This window comes from Hymenobacter sp. ISL-91 (assembly GCF_018613725.1).
In the GTDB taxonomy this organism is placed as follows: domain Bacteria; phylum Bacteroidota; class Bacteroidia; order Cytophagales; family Hymenobacteraceae; genus Hymenobacter.
In genome coordinates, this window is sequence record NZ_JAGGPS010000022.1 from 85,676 (window position 1) to 102,959 (window position 17,284).

General features: G+C 62.3%; 15 protein-coding genes. 9 read left to right on the top strand and 6 right to left on the bottom strand.

The genetic code is table 11. The annotated features are described in order from the left end of the window. Positions 1 to 124: 124 nt before the first annotated feature. From J7E24_RS09910 to J7E24_RS09920, 3 genes are read left to right on the top strand one after another with little or no spacing between them, the layout of a single operon-like run. Entirely contained in the window at positions 125 to 3,610 is a 3,486-nt protein-coding gene (locus J7E24_RS09910) for a hybrid sensor histidine kinase/response regulator (protein ID WP_215137625.1), read from the top strand. Between the two features lie 52 nt (positions 3,611 to 3,662). Next, a complete protein-coding gene (locus J7E24_RS09915; protein ID WP_215137627.1) occupies positions 3,663 to 4,373 on the top strand; it encodes a LytR/AlgR family response regulator transcription factor in 711 nt (236 codons plus the stop codon). Positions 4,374 to 4,401: 28 nt separating this feature from the next. Further along, positions 4,402 to 5,031, top strand: coding sequence for a PKD domain-containing protein (locus tag J7E24_RS09920; protein ID WP_215137629.1), 630 nt, complete (start codon positions 4,402 to 4,404; stop codon positions 5,029 to 5,031). Positions 5,032 to 5,062: 31 nt separating this feature from the next. Here the strand turns inward: J7E24_RS09920 and J7E24_RS09925 are convergent, their stop codons facing one another. From J7E24_RS09925 to J7E24_RS09950, 6 genes are all read right to left on the bottom strand, one after another. After that, positions 5,063 to 5,974 (bottom strand): SDR family oxidoreductase, encoded by a 912-nt coding sequence (locus tag J7E24_RS09925; RefSeq protein WP_215137631.1) that lies wholly within the window; start codon positions 5,972 to 5,974, stop codon positions 5,063 to 5,065. A 49-nt stretch (positions 5,975 to 6,023) separates the two neighbouring features. After that, positions 6,024 to 6,662: a peptidylprolyl isomerase gene (locus tag J7E24_RS09930; protein ID WP_410779728.1), complete on the bottom strand. Its 639-nt coding sequence runs from the start codon at positions 6,660 to 6,662 to the stop codon at positions 6,024 to 6,026. 92 nt (positions 6,663 to 6,754) lie between these two features. Further along, a complete protein-coding gene (hemC, locus tag J7E24_RS09935; protein WP_215137633.1) occupies positions 6,755 to 7,693 on the bottom strand; it encodes a hydroxymethylbilane synthase in 939 nt (312 codons plus the stop codon). A gap of 198 nt (positions 7,694 to 7,891) precedes the next feature. After that, the gene (locus J7E24_RS09940; protein WP_215137634.1) at positions 7,892 to 9,028 is read right to left on the bottom strand and encodes an ATP-binding protein; all 1,137 of its coding nucleotides are present in this window, start codon (positions 9,026 to 9,028) and stop codon (positions 7,892 to 7,894) included. Positions 9,029 to 9,175: 147 nt separating this feature from the next. Then, positions 9,176 to 10,384 (bottom strand): GlmU family protein, encoded by a 1,209-nt coding sequence (locus tag J7E24_RS09945; RefSeq protein ID WP_215137636.1) that lies wholly within the window; start codon positions 10,382 to 10,384, stop codon positions 9,176 to 9,178. Between the two features lie 157 nt (positions 10,385 to 10,541). Then, positions 10,542 to 10,793 (bottom strand): type B 50S ribosomal protein L31, encoded by a 252-nt coding sequence (locus tag J7E24_RS09950; protein WP_215137638.1) that lies wholly within the window; start codon positions 10,791 to 10,793, stop codon positions 10,542 to 10,544. A gap of 285 nt (positions 10,794 to 11,078) precedes the next feature. Between J7E24_RS09950 and J7E24_RS09955 the strand changes: the two genes are divergently transcribed. The 6 genes from J7E24_RS09955 (at position 11,079) to J7E24_RS09980 (ending at position 17,154) form a co-directional block, all read left to right on the top strand. Further along, the gene (locus J7E24_RS09955; RefSeq protein WP_215137640.1) at positions 11,079 to 11,480 is read left to right on the top strand and encodes a hypothetical protein; all 402 of its coding nucleotides are present in this window, start codon (positions 11,079 to 11,081) and stop codon (positions 11,478 to 11,480) included. 80 nt (positions 11,481 to 11,560) lie between these two features. Beyond that, positions 11,561 to 12,142 (top strand): RdgB/HAM1 family non-canonical purine NTP pyrophosphatase, encoded by a 582-nt coding sequence (gene rdgB, locus J7E24_RS09960; RefSeq protein WP_215137642.1) that lies wholly within the window; start codon positions 11,561 to 11,563, stop codon positions 12,140 to 12,142. A 252-nt stretch (positions 12,143 to 12,394) separates the two neighbouring features. Continuing rightward, complete coding sequence (locus J7E24_RS09965; RefSeq protein ID WP_176907940.1) at positions 12,395 to 13,027, top strand: uridine kinase; 633 nt, start codon at positions 12,395 to 12,397, stop codon at positions 13,025 to 13,027. A 130-nt stretch (positions 13,028 to 13,157) separates the two neighbouring features. After that, on the top strand, positions 13,158 to 13,532 hold the full coding sequence (locus tag J7E24_RS09970) for a hypothetical protein (RefSeq protein ID WP_215137644.1): 375 nt from the start codon (positions 13,158 to 13,160) through the stop codon (positions 13,530 to 13,532). A 228-nt stretch (positions 13,533 to 13,760) separates the two neighbouring features. Further along, the gene (gene secDF, locus J7E24_RS09975) at positions 13,761 to 16,727 is read left to right on the top strand and encodes a protein translocase subunit SecDF (protein WP_215137646.1); all 2,967 of its coding nucleotides are present in this window, start codon (positions 13,761 to 13,763) and stop codon (positions 16,725 to 16,727) included. Between the two features lie 148 nt (positions 16,728 to 16,875). After that, on the top strand, positions 16,876 to 17,154 hold the full coding sequence (locus J7E24_RS09980; RefSeq protein ID WP_215137648.1) for a helix-turn-helix domain-containing protein: 279 nt from the start codon (positions 16,876 to 16,878) through the stop codon (positions 17,152 to 17,154). The last annotated feature ends 130 nt before the right edge of the window (positions 17,155 to 17,284 follow it).

Genomic DNA, 17,284 nt, shown 5'->3' on the forward strand with positions numbered 1-17,284 from the left:
CCGGTGTTCACCCCGCGGCTTTGTGATGAACCGGACGCCTACGCAGATGGCTTCACCGAGAAAAGCCGCTGGCTGAACGCAGAAGCCGGCAGCGGCTCGCAACTGCGCGTATCTTGCCTGCCCGATGCGCCGCCTGCTCCTGTTTTTCTTCCTGTTTGCCCAATTTGCCACTGCCCAGCCGCTACCGGCCCGGCAGGCGCTAAAGCAATTCGGGCCGGCCGAGGGGCTGCCGCAACCGTTCATCTACGCCCTAGCCCAGGACCGGGCCGGCTACCTCTGGCTGGGCACCGCCGAAGGGCTGGTGCGCTTTGATGGCACCACGTTCCGCACCTTCACTGCCCGCGAAGGGCTGGCCGAAGACTTTGTAACCCAACTGGCGTTGCATCCGCGCACTGGCCGGCTATTGGTGCAGCATTTTCAGGGTGGGCTGTCGATTGAAGACGGCACCGGGTTCCGGCCGGCCACAGCCGCCGAAACGGGTTTGCGCGCCGCCAAAGGCCTGTTGCCGCCTGATACGGCCCGCCTCGCCGAGCTGCGCCGGCACCACCGGCTTGCCCTGCTGGCCGATCTACGGGTGACCGATATGCTGCGCGACTCCGAAGGCACTTACTGGCTGGCCACGGCCGGCCATGGCCTGTGGCGGCTCACCGATGCCCACGTTTCGTTGCAGCCGCTGCCCGGCCTGATTTCGCTGGTACGCCGCGGGTCGGAACTGCTGGCCGCCACCCGCGCCGGCCAGGTGTTGCAACTCGACGGCACCGGAACGAACCCACGGCCGGTACCACCCGCCGCTACCATCCCGGTCGCCCCCGATGGAGCTGCTTGGGCCGTAGCCGGTACCGAAGCGGCCAAGGCGTGGCGGCAGAAACTCCCGCTACTGCTTAATTCTGAAGCAACCCTGCCCGCGCTGGCACAGCTGCCGGCCGGGCTGGTGGTAATGGCGCTGGCCCAGGATGCGGCCGGCGGGCTATGGGTGGGCACCGTGGGCGAAGGGGCTTTTTATCTGCATAACGGCCAACTCCGCCACTACACCACCGCCAACGGCCTGCTCCACAACGATGTGTACGCCATTCTGCCCGACCGGCAGGGCCGCGTGTGGTTTGCCACGCACGGCACTGGGCTGGCCGTGCTCGAAGCCGGGAAATTCCGGGTGTACCGCGTGCTGGCCGGGGGCATCGAGGCGTCGGCCCTGAGCCAGGATGCGGCCGGACGGGTGTGGGTGGGCACTGAGGGCGACGGGCTGTTCCGCTTTGAAGGCGGCCGATTCCGGCAGTTTACTACCCGCAACAGCGGGCTGGCCAGCAACTACTGCTACGGCCTGCTGCCTACGCCCGTCGGTTTGGTGGTGCAGCATGCCGAGGTGCTCAGCCTGGGGCAAAGTGCAGGCTTTGGCGCGCTTACCGCACCCGGCAACCCGCTGGTGCGGCAGCTGCTGCCGGGCGCCGTCGGGCTACTGGCCGGCCCGGTGCCGGCCGTGCTGCTGGCCAGCCGGGCGGGGTTGCTGCGCGTGGGCCTGCCCGCGCTGCCCGCCGCGGCCCGGCCCCGGGTGGCGCTGGTGGCGGTGGAAGTGAACGGAGCCGCGCGCCAGCCTAATTTTGTGGACGAGTTGCCAACGGGTCCGCACCACCTCACCTGGTTTTTCCGAACCGCCAGCCTGGCCCCGGCCGGCACCTGGCAGTACCAGTACCAATTGCGCGGCTACCAACCGGCCTGGAGCCGAGCCAGTGGCTTTACTGAGGCTGATTTCCCCCGGCTTGGGTCTGGCAACTACACGCTGGCGGTACGTGCCCGGCGCGGCGCCGAAGGCCCCTGGGGTCCGGTTACTACGTCGTCCTTCTCCATTGCTACACCTTTCTGGCAAACCGGCTGGTTCGCGCTGCTGAGCGTAGTGGCGGTATTCGGCGGCATCTGGGGCTTTCTGTGGGTGCGCACCGCCACGCTGCGCCGCCAGAAGCAGCAGCTCGAAGCCACCGTACAGGAGCGCACCACCGAGTTGCGCCGCCAGAAGCACGCTACCGAACTGGTAAACGCCGATTTGCTGGTAGCCCGCGACGCGGCCGAGGCCTCGCGGCGGGCCAAGGCGCAGTTTCTGGCCAACATGAGCCACGAGATTCGCACGCCCCTCAATGCCGTTATCGGCCTTACGCACCTGCTGCGCGGCACCCGCGTCGATGCCGGGCAGCAGGAGTATTTGGAGGCCATCCAGTCGTCGTCGCAGAATCTGCTGGTTATTCTCAACGACATCCTCGACTCGTCGAAGATGGAAGCCGGCAAGCTCACGCTGGAACAGGTGCCGTTCCGGTTGCCTGCGCTGCTGGCGCGCGTGCAGGCCATGTTCCGCTTCGCCCTCGATGCTAAAGGCCTGTACCTGCACACCGAAATCGGACCCCACGTACCCGAGGCCATTACCGGCGACCCGGTACGGCTGCAGCAGGTGCTGGTGAACCTGGTAGGCAATGCCCTGAAGTTTACGGCCCAGGGCGGCATTACGCTGCTGCTGGAAACCAGCCCGGCAGCCCCCGACGCGGCCCCCGGGCCGATACTGCGGCTTGGAGTGCGCGACACGGGCATCGGTATTGCGCCCGAGCAGCAGGAGGCCATTTTCGAGGATTTCTCGCAGGCCAACGCCAGCACCACCCGCCAGTACGGTGGCACCGGGCTGGGCCTGAGTATCGCCCGCAACCTTGTGCAGCTGCATGGCGGGCGGCTGTGGGTGGAAAGCGCCGAGGGCCAAGGCAGCACGTTCTGGGTCGAAATTCCGGCCCGGCCTGCCGATCCGGCCACTATACCACCCGAGGCCACGGCCGTGCTGCCACCCTTCGAACCCGCCCTGCGGGTGCTGGTAGCCGAAGACAATGCCCTCAACCAGCTCGTGGCCCGCCGCACCCTCGAAGCCTGGAACGTGCAGGTAACCGTGGCCGACAACGGCCGGCTGGCCGTGGAGGCCGCCCGCCAACAGCCTTTCGATGCCGTGTTGCTCGATGTGCAGATGCCCGAAATGGACGGCTACGAGGCGGCCCGGCAGCTGCGGCTCCTGTTCCCCGACCCCAGCCGCCTGCCACTCATCGGCCTCACGGCCTCGGCCCTGCCCGAAGACCGGGTGCTGGCCCTGGCCGCCGGCATGAACGACACGCTGGCCAAGCCCTTCGATCCGGCCGTGCTCTATGCCCGCCTTGCTCACTACACCGGCCGCACGCCCCCCGCTGCCGCCATTGGACCAGCCTCCGCTCTGCTGGCTGCTACCATCGAGCCGGCTCTAGCTTCCGAAGCCACCGCTACCGAGCAGCCCGACTGGACGCTGCTGGAGGAGCTGGCCGGGGGCAGCCCTGCGTTTATTGGCCAACTGGTACGCACCTTTCTGGCCCAGGCCCCGCCGCTGGCCCAGCAGTTGCCGGAGTTGCCAGCACCGGCGCTGGCTGAGGCCGCGCATAAGCTCCGGGGCCAGGTAGCGTACTTTGGGTTGCCGCAGCTTTGCCAGCTGCTGGAAGAAGTGGAAGAGTCTGCCCGGCAGCAGCCCGCCTACCCGGCCTTGGCGGCCCGGCTGGCGGCCATTGAGCAACGCCTGCAGGCCCTGTATCCGTTGCTGGAACAGCGGCTGGCAGGAGCGTAGCCCGATTTTGCGTTGATGGAATTCTGCAAAGAAAGACTGTAGCTTTGCATATATGGCCGAAACTCCCGCTTCCCTTCGCTGCCTGGTAGTCGACGACGACCCGCTGGCCGTGCAGATTGTTGAAAACTGCGTTGCCAACACGCCCTTTTTAGCGCACGCCGGCAGCTGCAGCAGCGCCCTGGCGGCGGCCGAAATGCTGCGCGAGCACCCCATCGACCTGCTGTTTCTCGATGTGGAGATGCCGCTCATGTCGGGGCTTGAACTGCTGCGCACGCTGCGTAATCCGCCCCTGGTAGTGCTCATCACCAGCAACAAAGGCTACGCCGTGGAAGCCTTCGAGTATGCCGTGCTCGATTACCTGGTGAAGCCCATCAGCTACGCCCGCTTTCTGCAGGCGGCCCAGCAGGCGCGCGAGGCGTTGGCGGCCCGCGCCCAGCCGGTTGCAGCCGATGCCGACTTCACCTTTGTAAAGGTGGACAGCAAGCTGATAAAGGTGCAGTTTGACGATGTGCTGTTTGTAGAGGCTCTGGGCGACTACGTGCATATCATCACCAAAAACAGCAAGCTTATCGTGTACAGCACGCTGCGGGGCATTGCCGAGAAGTTTCCGGCGGCCCTGTTTGTGCGGGTACACCGCTCGTTTATCGTCAATATCCGCCAGATCCAGACCATTGAGGACAACTCCATTCTGCTGAGCGACAAGCACATTCCTATTGGCCAGACTTACCAGAAAGAGGTCTTACAGCGTCTGAACCGCTTTTAGCAGCCTTCATTACTCCTCCACTCATACCGTGCCTGCTCCCGTGCTGCTCCGCGTATTCTGCCCCGGAAGGCTGCTGCTTTTGCTGCCACTACTGCTGTTACTGGCCTTGTCGGCTGCAGCCCAGCAGGCCGGCGACACTACCAGCGTAGCCTGCCCGCCGCCGCGCGTGCCCCAGCTGTGCGTGGAGCTCGACGCCCGCCAGGCCGTCGACCCCGCCGCCGGGCCGCTCACCTTCCGCTGGGATATGGGCGACGGCACCACGCTAACCGGCCCCGCCGTGGCGCACTGCTACGCCGAGCGCCGCCGCTACACCGTGCGCCTGGATGTGGTAGACGGAGCCAGCGGCGAAGTACGGGAAGCCGAAAAATTGCTCGACGTTGATTTCACGAAGCAAACCGTGGTCAACTTCCGGGCCGCCGACACGGTGCGGGTGGGGCAGCCGGTAGCCTTCGATGCCGCCGACTCGCAGTTGCCCGCCTGCCGAAACATGGTAGTCATCTGGGACTTTCGCGACGGCGCCACCGGTACCGGCCCGCAGGTAGAGCACCGCTTCCGCCGGCCCGGCCGCTACGCCGTGCGCATGGCCCTGCGCGCCAACGGTCCCGGCTCCTGCCCCGACAGCCACTGCGTAAGCCGCCAGGTGGTGGTGGTGCCCTAAACCAAAGCAGCAATATCCGGTGGCCGTGGCCCTATAATGGGGCTTCGTCGGCCTGCCTGGCGACCAAGTCAATGCCTTCGGCCAGCGTGTGGGGCCGGTAGCCCAGCTCGCGCACCGCTTTATCCACTACAAAGCCGGTGCGCAGCGGGCGGCGGGCCGGCTGCGAAAACGTGGCGGCATCTACCCGACTGATAAGGCCGGCATCGAGCTGAAAATACGCGGCGACCTGTAGCGCCAGCTGGTAGGGCGTGCATAGCTCGGCGCCGCTGATGTGGTAGATACCGGTAGCGTTGTGCAGGGCCGCCAGCCAGCAGCCCTGGGCCAGATCTTCGGCCAGCGTAGGCGTGCGCAGCTGGTCGTCGACCACGTTTATCGGTTTGCCGGCCCGCAGCGCATCGCGCACCCACAGCACCAGGTTGGTGCGGCCGTAATCGTGGGCCGTGCCGTACACTAGCACCGTGCGCACAATGGTCCAGGGGGCAGGGCTCTGGCGCACGAGCTGCTCGGCGGCCAGCTTGCTTTCCCCGTAGAAATTCACCGGCCCCGGCACGGCATCCTCCGCCAGCGGCCCCGTTTCACCGCTGAAGATAAAATCGGTGCTCAAGTGTATCAAATGCACCCCGTGCTGCTCGCTGGCGGCCACCAGATGCGCCACCGCCGTTACGTTCAGGTTCCAGCAGTCGGCGGGGTGCAGCGCGCACTCGTCCACGTTGGTCAGGGCGGCTGTGTGGATGAGGTGGGTGGGCTTTTCGGCTTCGATTACCTGTGCTACCTGAGCGGCATCAGTTACATCGAGCGGCACAAACGGCACCTGCGGGTACAAGCCGGCCAGCTTATTGGGGCCGCGCGAAGTGGCCACCAGCGCCATACCCGGCTGCCGGCTCAGCAACGCCACCAGCTTTTGCCCCAATAAGCCGTTGGAACCCGTAACAAGGATTTTCATTTTGGGGGAAGAAGGCGGAAGGTGAGAAGCCAGACATGAGCAGGAGGTCTCAGTACTGATACCCGTACTGCTCGGTAATCTTCTTCTTCTTCAGCTTCTCCACCTTCACCGTCATCTTGATGTCGGTGAGGGGGCGGTTGGCTGGGCCGGCAGGCTGTTGCGCAATTTTATCTACCACCTCCTGCCCGCTGATAACCTGGCCAAAGACGGTGTATTGGCCATTGAGGTGTGGCGTGCCTTGAGGATTCTGCACGATGTAGAACTGCGACGCGCTGCTCCGGCGCTCAGGGTTCACAAAATCGGCGGTGCGGGCAGCGGCTACTGCCCCGCGCACATGGGTCAGCTCGGGCCTGATTTCAGCTGGTAGCGTCTGCTCGCTGGCCGGCCCCTGGCCGTCGTTGCCGGGGTCAGCATCTTTCGAGTTGGGGTCGCCACCCTGCACCATGAAGTTGAGGATGACGCGGTGGAACGTGGTGCCGTTGTAGAAACCACTACGGGCCAGTTGCAGGAAATTGGCCCGGTGCACTGGCGTCAGCTCAGAAAGCACCAGCCGGATGTCGCCCAGCGAAGTGCTGATGGTAACGAGTTCGTCTTTCTTGCTTTTACGGGGCTTCTTGGCAGCATGGGCGGCCGGAATAAACAGCACCAGTACCAGGGGCAACAGCGTATTGCGCAAAATCTGTCTCACGGCGATAAAGCAGTTAAAATGAGTAGTCATCAAGCAAGCGCGCTTAGCCTTGCGCAGATTTCCGATGGGTACTGATGCCCCCTGATCGTTATTCAGTCGGCTTTCCGGCTACGAATTTCTTCCAGGATTTCGCGCCCCCCACGGCTCAGGATATTTTCGGCTATTTCGATGCCGAGCTGGGCAGCGGCGGCGGCCGGAGCCGTGCGGGTTTCTTCGAGCAGCTGCGCGCCGTCGAGGCTGATGAGGCCGGCGTGCAGCTGCACGGTTTGGCCATCGGGGCTTAGGGTGGCCAGCGCGAAGCTGGGAATGCTGCAGCCGCCTTCCATGGTGCGCAGGTAGGCGCGCTCGGCCCGCAGGCAGGTGTGGGTTGCGGGGTGGTCGAGCAGGCGGTGCAACTCAGCTTTAAAGGCCGGCTCCAGGTTGCGGGCGCACTCTACCGCCACGCTGCCCTGGCCGGTGGCCGGTACGTACTGGGTTTCAGGCAGCACATGCCGAATCAGGCCATCGTACTCCATGCGGTGCACGCCGGCGAAGGCCAGCACCAAGCCGTGGTAGTGGCCTTCTTCGAGCTTGCGCAGGCGGGTTTGCAGGTTGCCGCGCACGTCGGCGGTGGTGGCGTGGGGCATGAAACGGCGCAGCATGGCCCGGCGGCGGGTGCTGCTGGTACCCAACACCAGGTCGGGCCGGTTCAGGTCGAGGTCGGCGTCGAAGCTGAGCACCACGTCGTTCACCTTTTCGCGCTCCATGAAGGCCAGCAGCTCCAGGTCGTCGGGAATGCTGCTCTGCACATCTTTGGCACTATGTACCGCCACGTCGATGTGGCCGGTGCGCAGGCCGTCCTCCAGCTCCTCGGTAAACACGCCCTTCGAGCCGATTTTATCCAGCGAGCGGTCCAGCACAATGTCGCCCTTGGTGGTAATGATGACGATTTCCGGCTCCAGGCCGGCGGCTTTCAGCCGGTCGGCTACGTGGTTGGCCTGCCACAAAGCGAGCTTGCTGCCCCGGGTGCCGATGCGGATATGCTTTTTCACTAGGAATTAACGTCAGAAAACAAGAAACTCGGACCCGAAACCGCTTCGGTAGGCCCATGCTTCCGGCAAAGATAACCCCTCCCCGCGGGCAGTCCTGCCTATACCAGTTTTAACACCTGCTATAGCAAATTAGCAGAATGTATTTTCGCGGTTTCCAGCTCCCAGAGGCCGATAATTCGCTACGTGCTGGGTTCCGCGCTACGGTCGCAGCAGTTCGGCCAGGCGCAGCGAGGCATCTACGAACACCATGCGCGGGTTGGCGTTGCGCTCGATGTGGTAATGCGCCTCGTTGATTTCCTGGGTCAGGGCGTCGGCGTTGCGCGGCGTCACGAAGGGGCTGAAGCTTTTGATGAAGCCCTGCTCCTGGGCCGGCAGGTGCGGCACCAGCTGCGGATCGAGGCCGAAGAGCAGCACCTTGCGCAGCAGCGCCAGCGCGTACTGGAAGAACTCCTTCTGGTTTTCGCGGCCCAGCTTCTGAAATTCGTCGCTCCGGGCGAGCATATCGGCCACTTTGTTGCCGTAGCAGGTGCGCATCCAGCCCACAAACAGCTCGTAGTAGTCGTGCTCGGCACTGGCGCCGGCCAAACTGGCGGCCAGCGCCGCGCCCACATTGCCGTCGGTGAACTGAGCCAGCTGCCGGGCTTTGGCTTCGGGCACGTTCTGGGTAGTGCGCAGCCAATCCGTCAGTTCCTGCTCGGTTGGGGCACGCACTACCACTGGCTGCACCCGGCTGATGATAGTGGGCAGCAGCTGCTCTGGGGCGAAGCTCACGAGCAGAAATACGGTGGCCGGCGGCGGCTCTTCCAGCAGCTTGAGCACGGCATTGGCCGCCGCCGGGTGCATCAGCTCGGGCAGCCAGATAACGACCACTTTAAAGCGCGCCTCGAACGCCTTGAGGCTCACCAGCCGCAGCAGCTGCACGCTTTCGTCCTTGGAAATGCTGCCCTGCTTGTTTTCGGCCCCGATGTGCTGCATCCAGTCGTTGAGGCCCTGGTACGGGTTGCCAAGCACGAACTCGCGCCACTCCGCCCCGAACTTGCTGCTCGTGGCGTCTTTGGCCACCGCCTTGGTGGTGGTTACGGGCACGATGAAGTTGAGGTCGGGGTGGATAAGCTTATCGATTTTCTGGCAGCTCGGGCAGCTGCCGCACGAGTCGTCTGCTTCGGCTGGTCGGTTTTCGCAGTTCAGAAACGCCGCGTAAGCCAGCGCCAGCGCCAGCGCCGCCGAACCCTCGGGCCCCCGAAACAGCTGGGCGTGGGCCACATGGTTGCGCCGCACGCCGCCCACCAGCAGCTGCTTTACCTGATTCAGCCCCGGAATAGCAGAAAAGCGCATTACGCTAGTTTAGTGAAAAATAAAGAGCAGAAGCTGTCATTCAGAGCGGAGCGAAGAATCTCGCTTGCTAAAGTAAACCCTGATGTAGGGAGTTGCTATTGCACGCGAGATTCTTCGCTCCGCTCTGAATGACAAATTTGGCATTCCTTACTCTGCCCGGTCCCACACCCGGTCTTTGGCGGTGGCTTCATACACATGGCGCATGATTTCCTGCTCGGCTTCGTCGTAGGCGAGCTTGCGGCGGGCCATTACGCGCTCGGCCACCTCGCCGGCTTTGGCCAGCCGGAAAGTTTCGAAACCAGCCGGACCACCCCAGGCAAAGCTCGGAACAAATGCGCGCGGAAAGCCGGCTCCGAAGATATTGGCCGCCACGCCTACCACGGTGCCCGTGTTGAACATGGTGTTGATACCGCACTTGCTATGGTCGCCCATGGTCAGGCCGCAGAAGGTTTGGCCCGTGTTCACGAACCGGCTGGCCGCATGGCTCCAGATTTTAACGGGCGCGTAGTTGTTTTTCAGGTTGCTGGTGTTGGTATCGGCCCCGATGTTGCACCACTGGCCGATGAGCGAATTACCCAGGTAGCCCTCGTGGCCCTTGTTGGAGTAGCCCATGATGATGCTGTTGGCCACCTCGCCCCCCACCCGGCACTGTGGCCCGATGGTATTATCGCCGCGTAGCTTGGCACCGGTGTTGATGTGGGTTCCCTCGCAGACGGCCAACGGCCCTTTCAGAATGGCTCCCTCATGCACTTCTACGTTACGGCCCAGGTAAATTGGGCCGTCTTCGGCGTTGAGAATGGCGGCCCGGATTTTCACGCCCGGTTCGATGAAGATGTTTTCCGGCGCATAGACAATCGTGTGCGCATCCCCCACCGGGGCCGACTCGCGGCCGGCGGTCAGCAGCGCAAAATCGAGGCGGATTTCGGCTCCATTGCTCAGGAACAGGTGCCACAGCTCGCCGATTACGGTTACCGGCTCGGCTACTTCGTGGGTGTTCCGGAAGCCTTCCTGAATCAGTTCGGCCACCTGGGTAGCGTCGGCCAGGTGAGCGGCCACCAGCAGCTCGCCATCATACAGGGCACTGCCGGGTGCCAGGGCCTGCACCTGCCGGGTCAGCAGCTCATCGGGGCACACGGCCCCGTTGATAACCAGAGCCGGACCGCGGGTGTCGCCGGCCGGAAACTTGGCCTGCAGGTAGCTTTCGGTCAGGTAGCCAACCTGCTCCACGCCGAGGCGGTGCTGCCACTTTTCGGCCAGCGTAAGAATGCCGCAGCGCAGTGCCGCCACAGGCCGGGTGAAGGTAAGCGGCAGCAGCCGGGGCCGGATGGCCGGATCATCGAAGAGCAGAACGCGCATGATAGAATAAGCTTCAGGTCGCAAGCTACAAGCTGCAAGCTGATAGAGCAAAATGAAGGAGATGGAGAAAAGAATAAACAAAAACTCCCGCTGGCAGGATTGCCAGCGGGAGTTTTGAAAACATAAGCTTGCAGCTTGTGGCTTTCGGCTTGCAGCTCTACTGAGCCTTCTTGCTGTAACGGTTGCGGAACTTCTCCACGCGGCCGGCGGTGTCGATAAACACGTTTTTGCCGGTGTAGAACGGGTGCGACGCCGAGCTAACTTCCACCTTGATAACGGGGTAAGTCTTGCCGTCTTCCATGGTGATGGTCTCGTTGGAGCTCATCGTGGAGCGGGTCACGAACTTGAAGTCGCTGGAAGTGTCCTGGAATACCACTTCGCGATACTCGGGATGAATTTCTTTTTTCATGGTCGTAGGGCCGTTTGTACCTGAGTGCCTGCCGATTTTGCGGAAGGGACTGCAAAAGTACATGTTAGGTCCGGATTTTAAAAACGTCCGCCTTTTTTTTCCTCGTGCCAGCCCAACAACCCTTTGGCGCCAAGTCGTTTCCGGCTGTGGCCGCCGCCGATATTAGTGGCTTCAAAGACAGCCCGCGCTGCTTTCGAAGCCGCTGATATCGTGCTGTGCTTTTAACCGAAACCAACTATGTTTGCACTGCCTTCCGCTCTATCTACTACGTTTATCCTTCTTGCTATGAAACGCTTACCTGCCTTACTGGGGCTTCTGTTGCTGCTTTCCGGGCTGGCCTCGGGTTCGGGGCTGCTGCTTTTTCGTACCCAGGCCCTGCCCGGCGGAGTGCAGCTGGAGTGGGCCGCCGCCAACGCCCCCAACGTCATCCGCTACGGCATCGACCGGCAGGACGGACCGGCGGATGATTTCGACTGCCTGACCAGCCTGACGGCTGGCTCCCGGTCGCGCTACTCCTACTTCGACCGCCATGCCCGCCCCGTAGCGGCCGACGGCAGCGCGGTTACTTACCGCCTCACCGTACACACAGCCGCCGGTGCTCAGGCTTATCTCAGCTCGCCTCCCCCACCTGCTGCCAGTACCCCCTTGGACAGCTGCTGGCTCCTTATCAAGCAGATGTTTCGCTGAGTGCAGCAGCGTCGGCCTCAGGCCGGCTTTTTTATGGCTGATATTTGCTTCGCTTTCCGTTCACTTTCTTCCTGCCTGCCATGCGCCTCTGTTTCGCCTCCAACAACGCTCATAAACTCGACGAAATCAGGCCGCTGCTGCCGGCTACGGTGCAGCTGCTGAGCCTGGCTGCTATTGGCTGTACTGAGGAGTTGCCCGAAACCCAGGATACGCTCGAAGGCAACGCCCGCCAGAAGGCCCAGTACGTGTGGGACCACTTCGGTGTGGCCTGTTTCGCCGACGACACCGGCCTCGAAGTAACGGCCCTGGGCGGGGCGCCCGGCGTGTATTCGGCCCGCTATGCCGGCCCGCAGCGCCTGGCCGAAGACAACGTGGCCAAGCTACTACACGAGCTGCGCAACCACCCCGACCGTACGGCCCGGTTCCGGACTGTGGTGGCGTTGGTGCTACCCGACGGTACGGTACACGAGTTTGCCGGGGCCGTGGAAGGCCACATCAACCCGGAGCTGCACGGTACTGGCGGTTTCGGCTACGACCCGGTATTTATTCCGGCCGAGGGCGACGGGCGCACGTTTGCCGAAATGCCGCTAACCGAAAAGAACGGCCTTAGCCACCGCAGCCGGGCCGTAGCCAAGCTGGTGGCGTTTCTGAATCAGAAGTGAGAAGTGAGAAACGGTACGGCCCCGTTGAGAAAAAAAACTGTCATTCTGAGCGAAGCCGGAGGCGAGGTCGAAGAATCTCGCGTGCCATGCTACCCCTATCGTCAGGAATTACTTTGGCACGCGAGATTCTTCAACTACGCCTCCGGCTTGGCTCAGAATGACGTCTCTTTTCTCACTATCTCATCTTTCATCTCTCACTTCTCACTACTTTTGCAGGGTTGGCCCTGCCGGTACGGGCCTCGTTTTTCCCTTATGCAACAACCTTTCATCGTCGGTATCACGGGCGGCAGCGCCTCGGGCAAAACCACGTTTCTGCGCCGGCTGCTGGCCTCTTTTCCCGAAGAAGATATTTGCCTGATTTCGCAGGACAACTATTACCACCCGCGCGAAAACCAGCTGGTCGATGCCCAGGGCGTCACCAACTTCGACCTGCCTACTTCCATCGATTCGGCGGCCTACGCGGCCGATGTGCTGCGCATCAGCCAGGGCAAAGAGGTGCGCCGGCCCGAGTACACGTTTAATAACCCCAATGTGGTGGCGGCTGAACTGGTGTTCCGGCCCGCGCCTATTGTAGTGGTAGAGGGCATTTTTGTGTTCTACTTTGAAGCCGTGGCCCGCCTGCTCGACCTGAAGGTATTCATTGATGCCCAGGAGCACGTGAAACTGCAGCGCCGCATCATCCGCGACCGGGACGAGCGGGGCTACGACCTGGAGGACGTGCTGTATCGCTACACGCACCATGTGGCCCCCACCTACGAGAAGTACATTAAGCCCTTCCAGCAGGACGCCGACCTGATTATCCCAAACAACCACCGCTTTGATAAGGGCCTGGAGGTGCTGGTAGCCTACCTGCGCGGCAAAGTGGTAGCCAGCCGGGCCGAGTAGCCGGAACAGCTTTTTTGCGAGCAGCCCCCGAAAATTTCGGGGGCTTTTTCGTGGATTTGCGGCAGCAGCGGGCCGGGGCGTTGCAGCCGCGAGGTCAAAAACCTATATTTGTAGTTCTTACATCTGTTCTGTGCTGCTGCTCACCGCCTTTTTACCGCGTCTGCGCCTCGCCTTTCTCACCCTAACGGTGCTGATGGTGCTGGGCCTTAACCACCAGTCGGTGGCGACGCTGCGGGTGCTACCAGCAGCCGAAGCGCCGGCCCGCGCCGCCGTTGCCGGCCGCACCGCCGTGGTAGAAGAGCGCGTGAACCTGGAGGCAACGCCCGTTTTGGTGGCCGAGCTGCCCGCTGTTGCCGATGCCTGGCTGCCCGCGCCGCTGTTGCTGCCCACGAGGTCACAATGGCCGGCTTTCGTTCAGACGGTTTCTTCTCCATATCCTGGTCGGCCGGTTGGCCTGCTGCGGGCCCGGCTGCTGCGCGTGGCCCTCTCACCCCAGGCTCCCTAGCTTCGGCAGGGAAGAAATACGGGCGCTGCCCCGGTTCGCCAAAGCGCACTGACAGGCCTCAACTGAGGTAAAACTTCATCCGCGCGCTTTTGGGCATCCTCTTCCCCTGTTTTCCTGCCATCCGGCCACTGCCCGCTATAGTAGTGGGCTGAGCACGGGGTTTATTTTTTGCTTTCCAGAACCGTAGCCGCATGCCAATAGCTGCCGGCTAACAGCTCAACAAAATCAATGCGTAATAAAGGACTCATCATCACGCTGACACTTATTCTGTCGGCGTTGTGCATTTACTTCCTCTCGCTGACGCTCATCTCGCGGGGTGTACAGCGGGATGCCGAGCGCTACGCCACGAGTGGCGGCAAGATTGTAGAAAAACAGCGCCAGCACTACCTCGACTCGGTATGGCGCGCGCCCGTGTTCGGGCCCCTGACTTATAAAGAAGTGCGGCAGTCGGAGCTGGGCCTGGGCCTTGACCTGAACGGCGGCATGCACCTGACGCTCGAAGTGTCGCCGGTGGAAATCGTGCGGGCCATGAGCGGCAAGAGCAAGGACGCCAACTTCAACAAGGCCATGGCCCAGGCCCAGGCGCAGCAGCGCAGCAACCCGGGCACGCCCTTCACCACGCTGTTTGCCCAGGCATTCCGCGAGGTGGCTCCCAACGACAAGCTGGCCCGCATCTTCGCCAACACCATCAACAAGGGTGCTATCGACATCAACTCGACCGACGAACAGGTTATCGGCGAAATCAACAAGCAGCTGGAGGATGCCATCGACCGTTCGTTCGACATCCTGCGCACCCGAATCGACAAATTCGGCACCAGCCAGCCCAGCATTCAGCGCGTAAAAGGCACCGGTCGCATTCAGATTGAGCTGCCCGGCGTGGATAACCCCGACCGCGTGCGCAAGCTGGTGCAGGGCCAGGCCAAGCTGGAATTCTGGGAAGTATGGCGCCAGGATGAGTTTGCGCCCTACCTCAACCAGCTCAACCAGGTGCTGAGCGCCAAGGAAGCCCTGGCTACGCCGGCCGCTGCGGCCGCCACCACGGCAGCAGCTACTGCCGCCCCCGGCGACACCTCGGCCCTGGCCCGCCAGCTGGCCCAGAAAAACACCGCCGCTGCCCCGACCGACTCCGCTTCACCCCAGAAAAACGTGCTCGGCAGCTTGTTCACCATGCCCGGCACGCTGGGCGCCAACATCCGCGACACGGCCCGTGTAAACGCCGTGCTGCGTAGCGCCGACACCCGCGCTGTACTGCCCTCCAACCTGAGCCTGATGTGGGCCGTGAAGCCCGACATGATTGACGGCCAGGAATACCTGCAGCTCTATGCCATCCGCAAGAGCCGCGACATGGAGGCCCCTATCGGGGGTGAAGTAGTAAGCGACGCCCGCGGCGACTTCAGCCAGCAGGGTGCCGGCGCCGAGGTATCGATGCAGATGAACTCGAACGGGGCCCGCAAGTGGCAGCGCCTGACGGCCGCCAACATCGGCCGCCAGGTAGCCATTGTGCTCGACGATTACGTGTACTCGGCCCCCGTGGTACAGGCCGAAATTGCCGGCGGCAACTCCAGCATCTCGGGCAACTTCACCATCGAGGAAGCCCAGGATCTGGCCAGCGTACTGAAGGCCGGTAAGCTGCCCGCTCCTACCCGCATTGTGGAAGAAGCCGTGGTAGGCCCCTCGCTGGGCCAGGAAGCCACCAACCAGGGCCTGTACTCCACGCTCGGCGGTCTGCTGATTATTATGGCCTTTATGGCGGCCTACTACGGCCGCGCCGGCATTGTGGCCGACGTGGTGCTGCTGTTCAACCTGTTCCTGATCATGGGCATTCTGGCCCAGTTCAGCTTCGCGCTTACCCTGCCCGGCATTGCCGGTTTGCTGCTCGTTATTGCGGCCTCGGTAGATGCCAACGTGCTTATTTTCGAGCGAATCCGGGAAGAGATGGACCACGGCCTGCTGCCCAAGGACGCCATCAACAAAGGCTACTCGCGCGCTTTCTCGGCTATTTTCGATGCCAACGTAACCACGCTCATCATTGCGACCATCCTATTCATTTTTGGTACGGGTCCGGTGCAGAACTTCGCCATTACGCTGCTGATTGGTGTGTTTACCTCGTTCCTGGCGGCCGTGTACATTTCGCGCCTGATTATCGAGTGGATGATAAAGGGCAAGGAAACTACCTCGCTCACGTTCAGCACCTTCCTCTCGCGCAACCTGTTCCAGAACATCAACTTTGATATTGTAGGCAAGCGCAAGCTGGCGTACGCCTTCTCCACGGTGTTCATCCTCATCGGTTTCGGGATGATGTATCTGCAGGGTGGCCCCAACCTGGGCGTCGATTTCCGCGGCGGCCGGGCCTATGTAGTGAGCTTCGATAAGCCCGTAGTGGCTTCCGATGCCCGCGACCTGCTGACCAACCAGTACTTTGGCGGCACCGGCACCGAGGCCAAAACCTTCGGTACCAACAACCGCCTGCGCATCACGACCGGCTATTTGGCCGATGACGAGAGCGTAGGCGCCGACGACAAGGTGAAAACTGCCCTGCTGGCCGGCTTGAATGCCAAGTACGGAGCCCTCAACCCCACTATCGAAAGCACCGCTAAAGTTGGCGCTACCATTGCCGACGACATCAAACGGACCTCGGTGCTGAGCCTGGGCCTGACGCTGCTGGCCATTTTCGTGTACGTACTCTTCCGCTTCGAGAAGTGGCAGTACTCGATGGCCGCCGTAGTGGCCCTGTTCCACGATGCGCTCATCGTTATTGCCTCCTTCCCGATTGCGCGGGCCTTTGGCCTCAACTACGAGATGGACCAGGTGTTCGTGGCTGCTATCCTGACAACCATCGGCTTCTCGATGAACGACACCATCGTGATTTACGACCGAATCAGGGAGTATCTGCAGGAAAACAAGCACCTCACGTTTGCACAGGTTGTCAACCCGGCCCTGAACAGCACGTTCTCGCGCACCATGATTACGTTCACCACCGTGTTCCTGGTAATGCTCGTGCTCTACATCTTCGGCGGCGAAACGCTGCGCTCGTTCTCGTTCGCCATGTTGCTCGGCGTTGTGTTCGGTACCTACTCCTCACTGTTCATTGCGGCTGGTCTGATCATCGACACCTATGGCAGCAAGGAAACCACCACGCTGGCCACCACCGACGAAGCGGGTGTTCCCAAGCTCAACAGCTCGCACTCCATCTAAGCACAGCTGTTGCAGATGCATTGTGTGTGTGCTTCTAAAGCAAAAGAGCCCGGCCAATTGGTCGGGCTCTTTTGCTTGTAGGTATAGACGCCGTTTAAGTAGTGTTGCATAAGTAAACGGGTGGTACGTATGGGCGTATCTTTGGGCCATGATTTTAGCCCCTCTGCCGCTGACAGCCCTCGAAATAACCACCCTGGAAGCGGCTTGTGCCCAGGGGCCGCACCCGCGTATGCGCCGCCGGGCGCAAGCGGTACTCGGTCATCATCGCGGAGCCAGTATCAGCACGCTGGCCACCCTATTTGGCGTGCAGTATAATACCCTCAGCCAGTGGCTGCGCAACTGGCGGCGCCACGGCTTGGCGGGCTTAGCTGAAGCCGGCCGCTCCGGTCGACCCACCAAATTGCCGTCGGCTGTTAAAAAAAAGTAGTTGCCTGGCTGGGTATGGCCACCCAACAACTGCGCCACTGGCTGCCCGATATCCGCCGGGCCTGGGGTATCAAGTTACACATAAGCACCTTACGGCGGCTGGCTCGTCGAGCAGGCTACCGCTGGAAACG

Bases quoted from the DNA above. Each gene is read 5' to 3' on its own strand.
- J7E24_RS09910 (WP_215137625.1), top strand. From the start codon at position 125: ATGCGCCGCCTGCTCCTGTTTTTCTTCCTGTTTGCCCAATTTGCCACT.
- J7E24_RS09915 (WP_215137627.1), top strand. From the start codon at position 3,663: ATGGCCGAAACTCCCGCTTCCCTTCGCTGCCTGGTAGTCGACGACGAC.
- J7E24_RS09925 (WP_215137631.1), bottom strand. From the start codon at position 5,974: ATGAAAATCCTTGTTACGGGTTCCAACGGCTTATTGGGGCAAAAGCTG.
- J7E24_RS09940 (WP_215137634.1), bottom strand. From the start codon at position 9,028: ATGCGCTTTTCTGCTATTCCGGGGCTGAATCAGGTAAAGCAGCTGCTG.
- J7E24_RS09945 (WP_215137636.1), bottom strand. From the start codon at position 10,384: ATGCGCGTTCTGCTCTTCGATGATCCGGCCATCCGGCCCCGGCTGCTG.
- J7E24_RS09950 (WP_215137638.1), bottom strand. From the start codon at position 10,793: ATGAAAAAAGAAATTCATCCCGAGTATCGCGAAGTGGTATTCCAGGAC.
- J7E24_RS09955 (WP_215137640.1), top strand. From the start codon at position 11,079: ATGAAACGCTTACCTGCCTTACTGGGGCTTCTGTTGCTGCTTTCCGGG.
- rdgB (WP_215137642.1), top strand. From the start codon at position 11,561: ATGCGCCTCTGTTTCGCCTCCAACAACGCTCATAAACTCGACGAAATC.
- J7E24_RS09965 (WP_176907940.1), top strand. From the start codon at position 12,395: ATGCAACAACCTTTCATCGTCGGTATCACGGGCGGCAGCGCCTCGGGC.
- secDF (WP_215137646.1), top strand. From the start codon at position 13,761: ATGCGTAATAAAGGACTCATCATCACGCTGACACTTATTCTGTCGGCG.
- J7E24_RS09980 (WP_215137648.1), top strand. From the start codon at position 16,876: ATGATTTTAGCCCCTCTGCCGCTGACAGCCCTCGAAATAACCACCCTG.